We start from the raw sequence: 17,547 nt of genomic DNA, 5'->3' as shown, positions 1-17,547 counted from the left end.
AATTAAACCAATGGATTACACTTTACTCTTAGCCGTTTTTGGAGCAGTTGCTTTGTTGTTGATTTTAATACTTGTATTCAAAATGCAAGCATTTTTAGCCTTGTTAATCAGTAGTATAGCTGTTGGTTTATTAGCGGGTATGTCTTTTGAAGCCATTATTGAAAACATCAAAAACGGGATGGGTGGCACTTTGGGTTATGTGGCAACGGTGGTAGGAATCGGAGCTATTTTTGGGGCAATACTTGAACACAGTGGCGCAACCGAACGGTTATCATCCTTTTTGCTCGACAAATTTGGGATGGAAAATGCCCCTACTGCTTTGTCGATTTCGGGCTTTCTTATTGCTATACCTGTGTTCTTTGATGTAGCGTTTGTGATTTTAGTGCCGATGTTGTATGCTCTGCAAAAGAAGTCAAAAAAATCACTTTTGTTCTTTGCCATTCCTTTGTTGGCGAGTTTGGCTGTTACCCATTCGTTTATCCCTCCAACTCCTGGCCCGATTGCTGTTGCAGACATCATTAAAGTGTCTTTGGGTTGGGTAATTTTATTTGGTTTTATTGTCGGGATTCCCACTACTATAGTTGCTGGACTTGTGTTTGGAAAATACATTTCGTCCAAAATATACGTAGAAGTTCCTGAGGCTATGAGTAAGCCAATTCCTGAACGAACCTATCAAAAAGAAGTATCAATTGGTTTGATACTGTTCTTGATTCTAACACCGATTGCTTTGATTTTGGCCAATACAGTTGCCGATTTGATGGTCAAAAATGGCAGTATTGAAGCAGGATTCATGCCCAATTTGTGTCAATTTATTGGACATCCATTTGTAGCTTTGATTATCAGTACTTTGTTGGCACTCTATTTATTGGGAACACGACAAGGTTTTTCCAAAAGTGAATTACAAGATGTGAGTACCAAAGCATTAGGCCCTGCAGGTGTGATCATTTTAATTACAGGAGCAGGAGGTGTTTTCAAGCAAATGCTCGTGGAAAGTGGTGCAGGGGTGATGATTGCACAGCAAATGATAGAGTACAATATCGTACCGATTTTACTCGCCTTTTTGCTGGCTTTGTTGGTGCGTGTCTTGCAAGGTTCTGCAACGGTTGCGATGATTACAGCGGCTGGAATTATCGCTCCTATCATGGAAAATTTTGCCTTATCTGAACCTCAGTTGGCCTTGATAGTGTTGAGTATTGCAGCAGGTGCAACGGGTTTTTCACACGTCAATGACAGTGGGTTTTGGTTGGTTAACCAGTACCTTGGATTGTCCGAAGCCCAAACCTTGCGGAGTTGGACAGCTATGACAGGAATATTGTGTTTGACCGCTTTGACCATTATTTTTGTATTGAGTTTTGTGGTAGCTTGATTTACTCTAAACTCACTGTCAAATTATAGCCACCACTTCCTTCAAATGATTGAACCACAATGTAATAGTCGCCCGATTGAACACTCGGTAATAAGATGCTTTCTACTGAGCCTTCTTGAATACTTCGGCCATCAAAATCATTTTTGGTCGGGATAGCTCCTCGTTTTACATACAGGTCAAAATCGTTGTTGGTACTGCCTACTGGCACTTCCATACGGATTTTGAGGCGACCGCCAAGACTAACCTTAATCACTGTTTCCTCCAATTCTTGGCGTAAAATACCGCCAACCAAAGCCTTGAGAGGTAATTCATTGATACCACTACCCGCAGGGGCAACTTCTAAGGTTGCATCCAAATTGTAGCTACCTTTTCCTCGATAAGCCCTTGCCATGATGTAATAATCTGCAGCAGTTGGATTGGAAATCACTATTTTTTCATTAGACCCTTCCTCCACACTGCTTGCATCATACTTGCGGTTTTTGGGTTCAGGAACTGCTCCCTTGCGTAGATACAAATCGAAATCTTGGTTGTTGCCAATGGGTGAAGTCATGCTGATAACCAAACGATTGCTCATACTGACTTTATACACATGGCGTTCATTGCTTTGTCTAATCACACTCGTTACCGCTCCTTTCATCGGGATGGCACGAATTTCGGAAGGAGGAACAACAACAGGCGGGGTAACGGGGGGAGTAATAGGAGGATCAACGGGAGTAGGTATGATCACAGGAGGAGTTGGTATATCTGGAATACTTCCACCACTTGCCATTACCACCGCTTTAAGTGTATTGATACGTCCATATCCAAAATACACCGAATGTCCATTGGAGTCGTACAAATTTGCATCACCAATTTTATCTGCAGTTTTCTCCAATATTTCTTTGACTTGTGTTGCTTTCAAGCTGGGTTTGACCGACAAAATCAAAGCGCATACCCCTGCAACAAGTGGGCAGGCACTGGAAGTACCTCCAAAACCAAAGGTGAAATCACCTGCATCATATCCTTTATGTCCAATACTTCCGCTGGGCAGTACGATTGTACCCGTCACGTCAGCAGTGGTGACACCTGCACCACCCGAACCATTGGAGGGCGCACATACAGAAATTCTCTTACCAAAATTGGAGTAACTGGACCATTCGTCCTTGCTATTGGAGGCAGAAATGGTGATGACATTTGGGTGGGTTGCAAAGCCAGTGACGGCATCGGGTTGGCTAGCACTGTTGATGCTTCTAGCCGAATTTCCTGCTGCAAAAACAATCACGCAGCCTTTTCCGTTGCGTCCTTCAATGGCACATTTCCGAATGGCTTGTACCATGCGGGTACTCATCACAAAACTATTGTCCTGTGATCCCCAACTGTTGCTGACTACATCTGCCCCATTCTGAGCAGCATAGGCAAACCACTTTTCGATTTGACTATCACTGATCCATGCAAAACGTATCGGTATAAACTTTGCATTGGGAGCGGCTCCCACAATGCCTGTACCATTTGCAGCACCAATCGCCACTCCTGCAACGGATGTACCATGCCAATCGCCCAAATGGGGCGTAGGGTCAGGTGTTTCAGATTCAAAATCCCAAGGAGCTGTGACTTTTCCTCCACTTCCTCTCAAGTCGGGATGGGTGAGGTCGAAACCGCTGTCAATCACTGCAACAGTAATGTTAGAAGATCCCAAACTGTTCATGTATTTCCAAGCCTCTACTACCTTGGCATCCGAACCCGCTTTGAAAGCATTTGCTCCCCAATTGCCGTGGTTTCCAGTATTTTGAAGGTGCCATTGGTCTTTGAGCAGTTCGTCAGAGGGCAATGTCAATGCGCTGAGTCCTATGGGGGTTAATAATTCAGGTTCTGCCACTTTCACCATTTCCAATTCCTGCAATGCCACTACTACTTTGATGGGATTAGGCGAATCAGGTGTGACACTTGTGATGTAGATATGTGAACTCCGCTTTTCGAGGATGGCCAAATGCAAATGCTCAAAAATGACTCCCATAATGGCAGGTTGAGTTTCAGGAGTAAACTCTATGTAAATCTGACCAGAAGGAATATAGGGTGTATCTCCATCATCGGTCGTATGAAAAACATGCGTACCAATATTGACGGATGGCATTGCACGAACATTGTTCAGGGTGTTTTCGACAGATTCAAAACTGGGAAGGGAGGCTTCTAATATTTCAAAATGACCGAGTTTGGTGGTAGTAGATTTGATAACTGGTGCAGCAGACCTTGCATTGGCTGGCATACTTGCGGTCAAAGGTGTGTCGTCTCTTTTACTCACTGCAATGAATCGGTTACTTTTACTGACACTCAGGGTGGAGTATCCATATCTAAATGTGGCTTTATCCATAAGTTATGCTAAGTTTTTTGGGTTACTTAATCGTAGTTTCTAAGTCAATGATGCTTAATGTTGATGACATTCGATTGTGGGTTTGGATTGGATGTCAATGATGGGCAAAAAAACTACGAAAGCAATGGTAAAAATAAAAATTTGAGTAAAAATACATTTTTTTGAAAAAATAACATTTTTAATTTGTTTAATTCTTTAACTTTTATCGTGTTTATTTTATTATTGGATAAATTTGACCTATGCAAGATTCTTTCAAACAATTAAGTAGTAAAATAGGTAAAATGCCTGGTCACCTTCAATTTGTGGGAATGCAGAGGCAGGCTAACATTGAAATGAGTGTGATGGCGTATCAACCTAATGTGGGAAAATACCTGGAACGGGTCGAAGTGACTGACATCAAGAAAAATTGGCAACCTGAAGAAACTGTTTGGCTCAATATTGACGGAGTACATGATGCAAATTTGGTTGAAGTGGTTGGCAAACAATTTGAAATTGATGCACTTGTACTGGAGGATGTACTGAATACCACTCATTTACCCAAATTTGAAGATGTGGATAAGTACTTATTTTTGACCCTCAAAATGCTGTATGTCAATGATGCAAAAACCAGAATTGAGCAAGAACACTTGAGTTTTCTACTGCTGGACAAGTCGGTCATTTCTTTTCAAGAACGGAAAGGAGATGTGTTTGAGCCAATTAGAGAGCGCATTTTGCAGGGTAGGGGAAAAGTGCGGACAAAAGCGGCAGATTATTTGTTCTATTTGTTGTTGGATGCAGTAGTGGACAACTATTATTTGGTGCTTCAATATTTGGAGGAACAAACGCTATCGTTTGAAACCAAACTGCTGAAAGATGTGCCTGCTACTTTGGAAGAGATTCTGCAATTGAAAAAGCAGTTGATTGAGCTGCGAAAAATGATTTTTCCGTTGTCAGATATGCTCACCAAAATCATCGAGGCTGAAAGTACGTTGATTCAAGAAAACTCACTCAAGTATTTTCGAGATGTGAAAGACCATATTCTGCACGTCACTGAAAACCTCAAAGACCTCCGAGAAATGACCAATGGCTTGATTGACCTCTACATGATGAACGCCAGCAATCAACTTAACCATGTCATGAAAACCCTCACCATCGTTGCCACTATTTTTATTCCCCTGACTTTCGTGGCGGGAATTTATGGCATGAACTTCGATTTTATGCCCGAACTGCATTGGCGCTACGGATACTTTTTTGCGTGGGGCGTAATGTTTTTTGTACTTGTGGTGATGCTTTGGTTTATGAGACGGAAGAATTGGGTTTAATTTAGTGACTGGTGACTGGTGACTGGTGACTGGTGATTAGTTGATTTTTGCTGTACTAAGGTGGTCAGGTAGATTTATATTAACAATTAATATTTTATAAAAAAAAACTGATTATCATTATTTTAATTTACTGCTTACAACAACTTCTTCACCTCCTCATACTCCTCTGGTCGGTTCACATTCTCCAATGCCGCCACATCAGGCACCTGCAAAAGGGCAATATCCGAATTGATTAAGACCTTTCGGGGGCAAGAATAGGCTTGTGCTAAAAATTGAAGTAAGGTCAGGTAGGATTTGGATTCCCAGATGGTAATCAAAGGTTCGGGAAAATTTGTGGCGGGATTGTGGAAAGCCGTAGCGGTTTTGGAAGGATTGCGATTGTCCACCAAGTATTGTAAAGTATCGGCATCCAAAAGCGGTAGGTCACAGGCAACGACAAGCCATGCAGCATTGGGATTGTGCTGAAAAGCGGATAGAATCGCTCCAAAAGGCCCCAAACCCAGCAGGGAATCTTGCAATATTTGGTGTTGGGTGTCGATATTCGAGACCTGGTCTGGGCGGCAAGAAATAAATACTTCCTCACAAAATGCTTGCAGCATATCACCTACATATTCCCGCTGTGCTTTGCCGTGGTAATCAATCAGGCCTTTGTCTCGACCCATGCGCTGACTTTTTCCACCTGCCAATACCAAACCGTAGAGAGGTGGCTGGTTTGTGTTTACTTTTTGCAGCAGAAAATTCGCTATTGCAGCCGTATTGATACTTTGTAGTATCGGAATGTCGGCTATATTCGGAATTTGTGTTTGAAGGAAAGGAAAAATACTGTCATTTTCTCCCTCCAACAAAATCAGGTCGACATTGGTTAGTCTATCTAGTTTTCGCTCCAAAGAATCTTTTTTTCGGGCATCTATGACCACAATTTGTTTTTGAGCCTTGAAGTGATTGCCATTGACGAGTACGATGTCTTGTTCATGGAAAAGGCTGCGGTATTGATAAGTGTCGAATTTTTCATTGTTGAAGTCTATGCGGTGATGGGTGATTTTATCGGTATAGACCAAACTTGCACCTGCATCCATTGCCGCATCTTCTTTTTTGCCCTGAGTTTTTTCTGCATCTGCACTTTGGTGATCGGCATCTACATAGCTTACTTTGAAGTCTTTGGAAAGTATTTCGATAACTTTATGCGCAATTTTTTGGATATTGCCGCAGGGTGTACCGATGATGGCCCATTCGTTTCTTCCGAAATGACCGAGTTGGGGTTTGGTCAGTTTGGCGTGTTTGGTATGTTGTGTTTTCATATTTTTGTGATGTCGGTTTTCTACAAAGATAATGCTTACATTTGGGAAACATTCATTTGAGTTTTAGCAAAACAATAACTTCATGAAACAAATCAAAATTGGCACTTTCAATGCTTACAACTTGGTTCTACCCAATACCACTTATTATGGCTGGAAAAAATATACTTCGGATGAGTACCGCAAAAAAATATCTTGGATGGGATGGCAGTTGGATACCATGAAAGCAGATATTATTGGCTTTCAGGAAGTTTTTCACAGGACGGCCTTGGAGGAAGTATTGGATTCGAGTCTTTACTGTAAGGATTACCACATCGTGATGTCGAAACCTTCATCGACTGTCACTTCGCCCGACCTTGCTCCGATTGTGGCTTTGGCGACCAAATTTCCAGTGTTGGATTACCATGTAGTGGAGGATTTCAACGAGATGTTGCTGTTGGATACAGAGGTCAGTGTGCCTATTTTTCAGTTTTCACGTCCTGTGCTAATTGTAGAATTGGAAATGTATGGACAAGCAGTAACGGTTTTTGTAGTGCATTTAAAGTCCAAACGCCCTGATATTGCAAAGGGGGCGGATGCGGATGATCCGATGGAACAGGCGAAAGGTCAGGCGAGATCTTTGATTCGTCGAGCGGCGGAGGCTACTGCTTTGCGGAGTTTGTTGCTGCAATATCTCAATAAGCGCAGCTATCCCGTTATTCTACTTGGTGATGTGAACGATTCGGGTAGTGCGGTTACAACGGATATTCTTGCAGGTCAAGAACCTATGAGTTATTGGCACAAGGAAAAGAAAATGAAATATTGGGATGTACTGCTCTACAATGTGAAAAACATTCAAGCTCTGAAAAGTTACCAAGATTATTACTATACGCACATTCACAACGGACATCATGAAAGCTTGGACCATATTTTGGTGAGTCAAGAATTTGTGCGGGAGAATCCGAATCATATTGGAGAAGTGCGCTATGTGCAGGTACTCAACGATCATTTGCAGGACAATACTTTGAGTCGAGAAGGAGTGGAGGGCTGGCAGTCGGATCATGCTCAGGTGGTCGCAACGATTGAATTTGAGTGAGTTGTTTTGGAGTTTTGAATATCAGAAGGAAGAAAATCAACTTTCTATCAACAGAAAACTACAAAAGTCTTCGTATCAATTTAGGAAGTTATTTTTTCGCCATTACTTAAATGACAAATTCCCTTCCTTCAATGGCTAATTCTGTAGTGGGGAAAATGGGCTGGGCTTCCTCCAAAAAAGGACTTAAATCGTAGTATCTGGAAGAAAAATGCCCCAAAAGTAGTTTTTTGACTCCCGCTTTTTTGGCAATCAAGGCAGCTTGTTTGGCAGTACTGTGTCCTCGTGGTGCGGCTAATTCAATTCGTTCTTCCAAATAAGTGGCTTCGTGATAGAGCAAATCTATTCCTTCAATAAGGGGTAAAATGCTTTCGGTATAGGCAGTGTCGCTACAATAGGCATAGGTGCGAGTAGGCAAAGGGTTGGCAGTTAATTCACTATTAGAAATAATTACTCCTTCTGGGGTGGTGTAATCTGCGCCTTTTTTGATGTCTGGAATGGCGGCGAAAGGGATGTTGTAGGTGGTAATTTTATCCTTCAACATTTTTCGATCACTTGCTTTCTCTTCAAATACAAAACCCGTGCAAGGCACTCGATGATCGAGTACGATACTTTTGACGGTGATTTGTTTGTCGTCTAATAACAATTCTGAAACCGAAGGATTGGTGGCATGGAAAATCAATGGATATGGGGAATCTTCTAATTTCCAACCATTTATTTCGCCATGTAAGGAAATGACATTCAGCAGTGGCGTAGGTGCATACAAATGAACAGGGGCTACCCGTCCCAAAAGTGCAAAGGAATCCAAGAGTGGAATCAGTCCTAAATAATGGTCTCCATGCAAATGTGAAATAAAAATATGATTGATTTTGGAGAAGCGAATTGCATATTTTTGAAGCTGCATTTGCGTACCTTCTCCACAATCAATCAAATAGAGTTGTTCATTGACATTGAGTATTTGAGCAGAAGGATGTCTGTCATAAATAGGCATGGCAGAATTGCTACCCAAAATGGTGACACTGAATTTAGTCATTTTGCATCAATCTTCAGCGTCTCCTTCATCGGCTATTTCTTCATCTTGTAGTTCATTCACCAATTCCTGCATCATCACATAATCCCTTGCTTGTTGAACAGAGGCTATGATAGTTAGAACGCTGTCTAACTGAGAAATCTTAAATAAACGATTGACATTGTCAGCAATGGCTGCAACGATCAAACTACCACCACTTCTACTACACAAACGATTGCCTACCAATATGGCACTCAATCCCGAAGAATCTACAAAAGATACTTTTTCGAGGTCAAGGATGATGTTTCTAATGCCTTCGTTGTGCAAAATGGTTAATTCAGTTTTCAAGTCAGGAGCAACAAGCGTGTTTAGCTTAGACTCTAACAATGAAAAAACTGTATAGCTATCTTTTTTGTCTAAAGCGAATTTCATAGTAATATATAAATTTTAATGGGTTAATAGCTCATTTATTTACCACAAGGTACATAAGATTTTGGCTAAAACCTTAGCGTGATTTTCATTTTTTTACCATTTTCACAAACAACTCACTGTTTGCTCTGGGTAAAATGGAGTTATAACAAGGCTCCATTATCTGAATGTTAAAATAATCTTCAAAATAAGAAATATATTCTTCTTTCTTGCCTCCAAAAGGAGGATGATCGTCATTTAACGGAATATTGAATAGTAATCCAACTATTTTCCCTTCATTTTTTAATAATTGGTGCGAATGTTGTGCATATTTTTTTCTGAGACTTGGATTTAAAGCACAAAAAAACGTTTGTTCAATCATTAAGTCGTATTGACCTTCGTGTTGAAAAAAATCAGCATTTATCAATTGAGATACAGGAAAATCAGGTATCCGACTTTGAAAATTTTGCAGTGCTTTGAGTGACCAATCTAACAAAAAAACATTTTTAAATCCATTTACAAATAAGTATTCTACTTCATGAGCATTTCCCGCTCCAGGAACTAAAATATGTAAATTTTTATTTGTTAATTGATCAAAGTAATGTTTAAATGGTTCACTAATATATCCAATATCCCATTGAGTTTCTCCATTCAAATACCTTTTATTCCAATAATCTTTTGTTAGTTCAAGCATAATTTTCTTGTATCTTTGCTAATGTAGGTTGTCCAAAGCCATTCAATCTTTTAAATCGTAAAAATAATAATAATGACGGAAACAAATACCAAATCACGTCAAGCTATTTACTTAATTCTCATTTTACTTTTGTTGATTACAAACGGTTGGCTTTTTTATAAAGTTCAAAAAATGAAACAAGAAAAGCAAGATGTAGAGGTAAGCATGACAACAGAAAAGGAGGCTCTGCAAGTTGAACTGAATGACTTAATGGAAGAATTGGATACCTTCAAAGAAGAAAACATCGAGCTGGATAGTACCCTTCAAAGTATTCGTATTCAAATAGATGAACAAACTACGGAAATTGAAAACTTATTGAGTAAAAATAGGGCGAGTCGCCAAGAACTCTTACAGGCGAAAACAATGCTCGAAACACTACGCAATACTGTGGAAAGCTATAAAGGAGAATTGGATCAGCTAAAATTGGCAAATGAGCAATTGAACAATCAAAACCGTTCACTTCGAGATGATGTAGTGGTCAAAGAAGAAACCATTAAAAACCAATCCGATAGTATTTCGCAATTGCAGGTAGAACAACAAATGTTGAGTACCAAAGCTAGCATTTTGAATGAAGAAAAAGAATTGCTCGCTTCAAAAGTAAACCGTGCAGCAGTTTTGCAGACAAGTAGTATCGAAATTACAGGTGTGAAATACAAAGGTTCGGGCAAAGAAGTGATGGTAAACAATGCAAAGAGAGTAGAAAAACTAAAGGTCTGTTTTGATGTAATGCCCAATCCTGTCGCCAAACCTGGCGAAAAAGAAATCATGCTCCGTATTGTATCTCCTGGTGGTGAAAGTCTTTATGTAGAAGCCTTTGGTTCGGGCATTATCGACAATGCAGAAGACGGTACACCTATCAAATACACCATCAAAGGAGCAATAGACTACAATGGCAAACGCAACAACTATTGCATGTTTTGGGAGCAAGGTACACCTCTCGTCAGTGGAAGCTATTCGGCTGAATTGTACCATGAAGGTTATTTGATTGGTCGAAATAATGTCAGTTTCAAATAAGGTGACATTGTTTTTATATCCCTATCTTCGCCAAATATCTAATGTGATACAATGACGAATAGTTCGAATAATCGGAATACGCTTTTTAGAGTCTTTTTTACTCTTTTCATTGATTTCTTTGGCTTTGGCTTGATTGCTCCTGTTTTACCATTCGTTTTTTCAATGAATGAAACAGGACTTTTCAGAGATAGTTTTCCACCCGAAACCCTTACCTTTTTATATGGCATTGTGATAGGTGGATATTCGCTGGGCGCATTGTTTGGTTCACCTATATTGGGTATGGTGTCAGATTGGAAAGGCAGACGTAAGATATTGATGTTTGCGAACTTGATGAGCGGCATCGCTTATTGTTTGGCAGGATTTGGTGTTTATTGGGTGAGTTTCTGGTTTATTTTTATAGGGCGGTTGATGTCGGGAGTTTTAGGCACGACTCTCAATACTGTACAAGCAGCCTTGGCAGATGTGAGTGATGACAAAAGCAAGGCAAAAAACTTTGGGCTAACAGGTGTTGCCTTTGGTTTGGGTTTTGTGACAGGTGTAGCGTGTATGGTATTTTTGTCGGGTTTCGATTGGTTTTCTTATGACCTCGCTTTTCTATTTGGGGGACTTTTGAATTTCTCCAATATTCTGTATATCAAATTTTTCTTTCCCGAAACCCTTCAAACCAAAGCTCCTGTACGCAAAATTAGTTGGCTGACAGGAATTCACAATGCAAAAAAGGCGTTTACTTACCCCAAGTTTCGACTTATTTTTATGGTCATTTTCATGTTGACCATTGCACTTGCATTCTTTTCGCAGTTCTTCCAGTTTTATCTGATTGAAGAATTTGACTACAATGTGCGACAGGTTGGCTTAATATTCATGTACATAGGTGTATTGATTGCATTAGCACAAGGTGTCTTGCTTCGTCCGATTGCCAATCGTTTATTACCTTCAAAGATACTCAGTTGGTCTATTCCATTTTTTGGATTGAGTTTCTTGTTGATTTTATTGCCCAAAAGCACCCTTATGCTTTATATGGTATTGCCAATTTTGATATTTTTTCAAGGTATTACCTTTCCCAGCTCACTTGCCATCGTATCTAATTTAGCAGATGATGCGATTCAAGGCGAAGTAATCGGTATCAATCAATCTATTCAATCACTCTGCAATGCCTTACCTGCCATACTATTTGGGGCAGCCGTAGGCTTCAATGTTCGATTTCCGATGTTGTTTGGAGCGGCATGTTGTTTGATTGCTTGGATAATTTTTGTGAAATTTTTGAAGACCATAAAATAGCGTTTGTATATTTCTCTCAAAACATCAAACAAGTAACGGTCAAAAAATAAGTTCCCGATTTAGACTTTTGTAGTTTCATTTAAAAATTTACCAGAAGGAAAAAAAGCGACTTTCTATCAAACAGAAAACTACAAAAGTCTTTGTATCAATTGAAGAAGTTATTTTTTCGTTGTTGCTTACCAAGTTCTTTTTATTATGAAAAAGAAAATCTTTGGTGCAAGACAAGTATTGGCATTTTGGAATATCGGTTTATTGTTGTATTTTATATGGCAGGTCAAATTTGTTGAAGCAAGGTATATTTTAATGCTCATTCCCACAATGTTGATTTTGGCTTCTGCACTTATTTTCCAAATATGGAAATGGCTCGCCAATCTTTCAATATCAGACTATTATATCACAATACTCAAACGTTTACTTTTAGTTATTTTGGTCTTGATTTTTGGTACGGGTATTCAGCAATGGGTCAATTGGAGCAAGTATCACCGCAATCGAGAACATACAAATGCCTCTATCATTGCAGGAAAATGGTTGTCCGAAAATGTAGTTAATGACTGTACTATTTATTGTGATGAAACAAGTTATATCCCTGATACATTTTCCAAAATATTTCGAGAAAAACAATGTCGGTTGAGTAAGATTTCCGAACTTCAAACCGATATTATTATGTTCGTTGATTCTCGGTACACGCAATTTGAAGATTCGACAAGCGTGCATAATTTCTTATTGGAGGAAGAAAAGTTTTGGGATATTCACTATTTTTATCATGCTTTTCAAGATTCTGTCTATCAAAACTACCATTTATGGAAAGATTTTAGAGGTGTACGAATTTTTAAACGTAATTGAAAACCCTTAATCATGTCAAAAAAAGTTAAATTTAACCGAATCAATGTCGTTTATTCTACGAACCCCGACTTCAAACCTCAATCAGAGGAAGAGGAAGAAGTCGAAACATTGGAGGTAAACAAACAACAATTGAAGGTGTTGCGTGACCGCAAAAAACGTGGTGGAAAAACGGCAACTTTGGTCGAAGGTTTTGTAGGCTCAGATGAAGATTTGAAGGAGTTGGGCAAAACCTTGAAGTCGAAGTGTGGCGTGGGCGGCTCTGCAAAAGATGGAGTTATTTTGGTTCAAGGAGACGTTAAAGAGAAGGTGTATAACCTGCTCAAAGAGATGGGATACAGCAAAACAAAAATGTCTGGAGGATAGTATAGTGATTAGTAAATTAGTGACTGGTGATTAGTTTTCAAAACTATTAATTGTCAGTTCTTTGTGCAAAAAATAAGTTGCCACGTAATTTGGTTTATGCTGTACTAGTTTTTTTCTTCATTTTCCTTCAATGAGTGGCTTCATTTTTCAATCCTAAAAAACCTTCTTTTATGAAAAATCTTATTTGGTATTGTTGCTTTGTATGGATGTTTGCAGTTGTAGCTTGTTCTCATGGTAGCGACCAATATGCGCCTTCAATCGCTAAAGATGCAGGTAATTACGAAAATGATGCTTACAATGAGGAGGCTACTTACGAAGCAAAAGTTGTGTCTACAGACCAAATAGCGGACGGAAGTCGTATCACTGAAGAAACCAAAACACAACCTAAAATCATCAAAGATGCTTCAATTCGCTACCGTGTGGAAGACTACAAAGAAGCCCGTAAAACCATTGACGAAGCTATTGCAGCAGTAGAAGCATACATCACCTTGGAAGATGAATCTAAGAGTGGCTATTCGTGGGAAAATAATTTGGTGATTCGGGTGTCTTCCGAAAAATTTGATAATTTGCTCGAAGCACTGGAAAAGATAGCGATTTACACCGACCACAAACGTATCAATGCCAAAGATGTAACCGCAGAATACATTGACATTGAAGCCCGCCTCAACAACCGCAAACAAGTTGAAAAACGCTTTCAAGAGATTTTGCAGCAAGCCAAAAACATCAAGGAAATTTTGGATGTCGAAAACGAAATTCGCAAAATCAGAGAGGAGATTGATGCGGCGGAAGGTCGTTTGAAATACCTTCGTGATCAAGTGAGTTACAGCACTATCAACCTCACCTATTACGAACAACTTGATTATGAGGCTGCTCCCGAAAGAAGTTATTTCACCAAAATCAGTAAGGCGATTGGCGAAGGTTGGGATGGTTTTTTAGAATTTACCATTGCCATCATGTACGCTTGGCCTTTTTGGATTGTTTTGGGTGTGTTGATTTGGTTTTTTAGAAGATGGTGGACCAATCGAGGGAAGAAGCCAATGTAAGGAGATTATAAATTTTTTATTAATGTGTTTATCATTAGGCTGTTTTACAGCCTAATGATAAATTTCCCCCTTTGGAGGGGGTTAGGGGAGGAAAGCGTAAAGAAGTGGCAATTTATACTTCTCCTTCTTCATAATTCAATATCCAATTTTCAATAACCCTACCAACATTTAATACATCTTGAAAAATCAGTTGGTCGTTAAACCGAAGAAAAGTAAAGCCAACCGCTTCTAATTCTTTTTGTCGTTGTTCATCTCTTTGTACTGCTTCTTCAAAATGATGAGAACGACCATCAATTTCAATAATCAAGAGTAACTCTCTGCACATAAAATCGACAATGTAATTCAAAACAGGGCGTTGTCGGTTAAACACATAACCTCTCATTTTCTTCCCCCTTAATACCTCGAACCACAATTTAATTTCTGATTTAGTAGAGTTTTTGCGTAACTGACGAGCGAGAGAGAGTAATTCTTTGTTATAGTGCCAATTATTTTGTGGAGATGCTTTCATTTTAATGTAAACTATGGTTTTCCTCCCCCTGCCCCCTCCGAAGGGGGAAACACAGTTTTTGGGGCTGGGTAATAAAATTTTGAATGTATTGGAAAATCACAAATCATTTATTGATGTATTGAGTATTAGGCTGTTTTACAGCCTAATGATAAATTTCCCCCTTTGGAGGGGGGTAGGGGGAGGAGGCACACACATTAAAACAATTTCCCCTGCTCAATCCCATCTTTCCGCACAGCCTCCACTTTTTTCTCTTTCTCTCGAATCTCCACCTCAGCCTTTTCCTCCGCTTCTTCCTTATTGGTGATAGACACCACATTCACCTCATACACCTTGTGGTAATTTCCCAGTTTATTGCCAATTGCAGAACGCCCTTTGATGTCGATAAACTCCGAAAAATTGAGGCGTTCCATGACTTTTTCACCTCGAAGTTTTTCATTGCAGAGATAATCCACAATTACCTCATCACCAATCGCAGCATAGAGCAAGTAAGAACCGTGATTTTCAGGGAGAAAGCTGAATTTTTCGCCCAAAGTAGTCGTGTCAATTTGGAAACGTTTGACGTAGTAGGTTTTATTGGATGCTCGGTAATAAATCGCATTGACCACCATATCTGGGTCAAACTTTTGGATGCTCAGGGTCTTTTTCATGTCGTAGCGATTGGTCATTTCAAAGTCGGTCATTTCGTAAGAACCGTCCTCATGTAAGACCAAAATAGTATCACCCGTGTCAAATTCACCCAACAATCTGCCCCGTTTCTTTGTATTCAAACGTCCAACCGATTCATCGAGCCAAATTTTGCGTCCACCCAAAGTAGCCGTACCGACTTCCATTTGTCGAATTTTGGCTATAGGATATTTTGTCAGCACATTCCCTCTTGAAGTACGTCCTTTTATCGCCAATTCTGCAAAATCGTACTCCAAGGTTTTCACCTTCGCTTTGCTGCGAGGATGCAGTTTGATTTCCACCATTTCGGACTCACTGTTGGGATGCACTTCAAAATAATGCAATTTGGAACGCTCATGCTCCGTCATGATGTTGTATTCTCGGTCACGGGTAACGGCAGTCACTGCAAAGCGTTTGACATACGAGCGGTCGCTATCGCCGTCGTAGTAAATAGCATGGTAAATGCGCCGTTCATCGTTCTTTTTCCAAACAGCTACGTGTATAATGTCCTTGCCGACAAAGGCTTTGTCCGAAATTTTGGTGACCAAATAATTGCCGTCTTTGCGGAACACGATGATTTCGTCAATGTCTGAGCAGTCGCACACATATTCTTCCTTCTTCAATCCGTAGCCAATGAATCCGCCTTTTCTATCCACATACAGTTTTTCGTTGGCAACCGCTACTTGCGCCACTTGAATGGTATCAAAATTGGCGATTTCGGTTTTGCGCTCTCTGCCTTTGCCATATTTCTTCAGCAAATTGTTGAAGTAATCCACCGCAAATTCTACCAAATGAGCAAGATGGTGTTTGATTTCTGCAATCTGTTCCTCCAATGCTTTGATGGCATCTTTGGCTTTGAAGGTATCGTATTTGGAAATGCGTTTGATGCGAATTTCAATCAATCGGAGAATGTCGTCACGACTCACCTCTCGCACAAATTTCTTGGTGTGTGGCTTCAAGGCTTTGTCAATGATTTCGATGACCTCCTCAAAGGTTTCAGCTACTTCAATTTTTCGGTAAATGCGTTTTTCGATGAAAATCTGCTCCAAAGAAGCAAAATGCAGTTTTTCGAGCAAGGCAGCTAAATTGATTTCCAATTCGCTTTTCAGCAATTGCAGCGTGTATTCGGTAGAACGACGCAGCAAATCGTTGGTGCTGGTAAAAACGGGTTTGTTGTCAATGATTACACAACAATTTGGCGCAATCGACACCTCACAGTCCGTAAAGGCATACAATGCGTCAATCGTCACATCGGGCGACACACCCGATGGTAGTTCGACTGCTATTTCCACATCCTTAGCCGTATTGTCTGTTACCCTTTTGATTTTGATTTTGCCCTTTTCATTCGCCTTCACGATGGATTCCATCACTATTGAGGTCGTCTTGCCGAAAGGAATCTCTCGAATCACCAAAGTCCGTTTATCGGAAGCATCAATTTTGGCACGAACCCGCACACGTCCTCCGCTTTGTCCTTCTTTGTAGTTGGAAAAATCGGCAGAACCGCCTGTTTGAAAATCGGGTAAAATTTGTACCGTTTTGCCTTGGAGAATGTCTATTGAAGCCTTTATCAATTCGATAAAATTGTGGGGCAGAATTTTAGTGGAAAGTCCAACTGCAATTCCTTCAACGCCTTGCGCTAAGAGCAAGGGGAATTTGACGGGAAGGTAAACGGGTTCTTGTTTGCGGCCATCATAAGAGAGTTGCCATTCGGTGTTTTCTTTGTTGAACGCCACTTCAAGGGCAAACTTGGACAACCGCCCTTCAATGTATCGAGCTGCCGCCGCACTGTCACCTGTTCGGTAATCTCCCCAGTTTCCTTGGGTTTCGACCATCAAATCTTTTTGACCCAATTTGACCAGTGCATCGTATATCGAAGCATCTCCATGCGGATGATACTGCATCGTTTGGCCCACTACATTCGCAATTTTGTGGAAACGCCCATCGTCCATTTGCTTCAATGCGTGAAGGAGGCGACGCTGCACAGGCTTCAACCCGTCTTCCATATACGGCACAGCCCTATCCAAAATCACATAGGAAGCATAGTCCAAAAACCAATTTTCATACAATCCCTTCAAAGAGGTGATGTTTTGCAATTCACCCTCTTCCTCCTCATTGCCTTCTCCATCTTCACCTTCTTCCTTCAATTCTCCATTTTCATTCACCTCAGAGGGCAGTTCTCCATTCTTATTGTATTCTTCTTCCGAATTATGTAGTTCTATGTTGTGGTTGTTTTCTTCTGACATCTAATTTTTGGGGTTTTACAGCTCAAAAAATGGTTCTCTGATAAAATGAAACTACGGTAGT

15 protein-coding genes are annotated in these 17,547 nt (G+C 40.2%); 8 read left to right on the top strand and 7 right to left on the bottom strand.

Annotation, left to right across the window (positions count from 1 at the left end):
• Positions 1-10: 10 nt before the first annotated feature.
• Positions 11-1,366 carry a gluconate:H+ symporter gene (locus tag R3E32_03115; GenBank protein MEZ4883704.1) on the top strand — a complete coding sequence of 452 codons (1,356 nt, stop codon included), beginning with the start codon at positions 11-13 and terminating at the stop codon, positions 1,364-1,366.
• Between the two features lies 1 nt (position 1,367).
• Here the strand turns inward: R3E32_03115 and R3E32_03110 are convergent, their stop codons facing one another.
• On the bottom strand, positions 1,368-3,713 hold the full coding sequence (locus R3E32_03110; GenBank protein MEZ4883703.1) for a S8 family serine peptidase: 2,346 nt from the start codon (positions 3,711-3,713) through the stop codon (positions 1,368-1,370).
• Positions 3,714-3,952: 239 nt separating this feature from the next.
• Between R3E32_03110 and corA the strand changes: the two genes are divergently transcribed.
• Positions 3,953-5,014, top strand: a complete 1,062-nt coding sequence (gene corA / locus R3E32_03105; GenBank protein ID MEZ4883702.1) for a magnesium/cobalt transporter CorA — start codon at positions 3,953-3,955, stop codon at positions 5,012-5,014.
• A 134-nt stretch (positions 5,015-5,148) separates the two neighbouring features.
• On the opposite strand, the gene R3E32_03100 is transcribed toward corA, so the two are convergent.
• Positions 5,149-6,312 carry an NTP transferase domain-containing protein gene (locus tag R3E32_03100; protein MEZ4883701.1) on the bottom strand — a complete coding sequence of 388 codons (1,164 nt, stop codon included), beginning with the start codon at positions 6,310-6,312 and terminating at the stop codon, positions 5,149-5,151.
• Positions 6,313-6,394: 82 nt separating this feature from the next.
• Here R3E32_03100 and R3E32_03095 point away from each other — a divergent pair, with 82 nt between their 5' ends.
• The gene (locus R3E32_03095) at positions 6,395-7,384 is read left to right on the top strand and encodes a hypothetical protein (protein ID MEZ4883700.1); all 990 of its coding nucleotides are present in this window, start codon (positions 6,395-6,397) and stop codon (positions 7,382-7,384) included.
• A 106-nt stretch (positions 7,385-7,490) separates the two neighbouring features.
• Here the strand turns inward: R3E32_03095 and R3E32_03090 are convergent, their stop codons facing one another.
• The 3 genes from R3E32_03090 to R3E32_03080 all read right to left on the bottom strand — a co-directional run bounded on the left by R3E32_03090 (position 7,491) and on the right by R3E32_03080 (position 9,492).
• Positions 7,491-8,414, bottom strand: a complete 924-nt coding sequence (locus R3E32_03090) for a ribonuclease Z (protein ID MEZ4883699.1) — start codon at positions 8,412-8,414, stop codon at positions 7,491-7,493.
• Between the two features lie 6 nt (positions 8,415-8,420).
• Entirely contained in the window at positions 8,421-8,822 is a 402-nt protein-coding gene (locus R3E32_03085) for an STAS domain-containing protein (GenBank protein ID MEZ4883698.1), read from the bottom strand.
• Positions 8,823-8,907: 85 nt separating this feature from the next.
• Positions 8,908-9,492, bottom strand: a complete 585-nt coding sequence (locus R3E32_03080; protein ID MEZ4883697.1) for an SAM-dependent methyltransferase — start codon at positions 9,490-9,492, stop codon at positions 8,908-8,910.
• Between the two features lie 171 nt (positions 9,493-9,663).
• Between R3E32_03080 and R3E32_03075 the strand changes: the two genes are divergently transcribed.
• From R3E32_03075 to R3E32_03055, 5 genes are all read left to right on the top strand, one after another.
• Entirely contained in the window at positions 9,664-10,545 is an 882-nt protein-coding gene (locus R3E32_03075) for a hypothetical protein (protein ID MEZ4883696.1), read from the top strand.
• Between the two features lie 51 nt (positions 10,546-10,596).
• Complete coding sequence (locus R3E32_03070) at positions 10,597-11,823, top strand: MFS transporter (protein MEZ4883695.1); 1,227 nt, start codon at positions 10,597-10,599, stop codon at positions 11,821-11,823.
• A gap of 195 nt (positions 11,824-12,018) precedes the next feature.
• Positions 12,019-12,666, top strand: a complete 648-nt coding sequence (locus tag R3E32_03065) for a hypothetical protein (GenBank protein MEZ4883694.1) — start codon at positions 12,019-12,021, stop codon at positions 12,664-12,666.
• Between the two features lie 12 nt (positions 12,667-12,678).
• The gene (locus R3E32_03060; GenBank protein ID MEZ4883693.1) at positions 12,679-13,029 is read left to right on the top strand and encodes a translation initiation factor; all 351 of its coding nucleotides are present in this window, start codon (positions 12,679-12,681) and stop codon (positions 13,027-13,029) included.
• Between the two features lie 170 nt (positions 13,030-13,199).
• Complete coding sequence (locus R3E32_03055; GenBank protein ID MEZ4883692.1) at positions 13,200-14,072, top strand: DUF4349 domain-containing protein; 873 nt, start codon at positions 13,200-13,202, stop codon at positions 14,070-14,072.
• A 112-nt stretch (positions 14,073-14,184) separates the two neighbouring features.
• Here R3E32_03055 and R3E32_03050 read toward each other — a convergent pair whose 3' ends face one another.
• Positions 14,185-14,580 carry an endonuclease domain-containing protein gene (locus R3E32_03050; GenBank protein MEZ4883691.1) on the bottom strand — a complete coding sequence of 132 codons (396 nt, stop codon included), beginning with the start codon at positions 14,578-14,580 and terminating at the stop codon, positions 14,185-14,187.
• Positions 14,581-14,774: 194 nt separating this feature from the next.
• Positions 14,775-17,486: a DNA gyrase/topoisomerase IV subunit A gene (locus R3E32_03045; protein MEZ4883690.1), complete on the bottom strand. Its 2,712-nt coding sequence runs from the start codon at positions 17,484-17,486 to the stop codon at positions 14,775-14,777.
• Between the last annotated feature and the right edge of the window lie 61 nt (positions 17,487-17,547).

This window comes from Chitinophagales bacterium, assembly GCA_041392475.1.
In the GTDB taxonomy this organism is placed as follows: Bacteria; Bacteroidota; Bacteroidia; order Chitinophagales; family UBA2359; genus JAUHXA01.
Note: the sequence above shows the minus strand (reverse complement) of the source record. Positions and strands in the feature narration are given on the sequence as shown.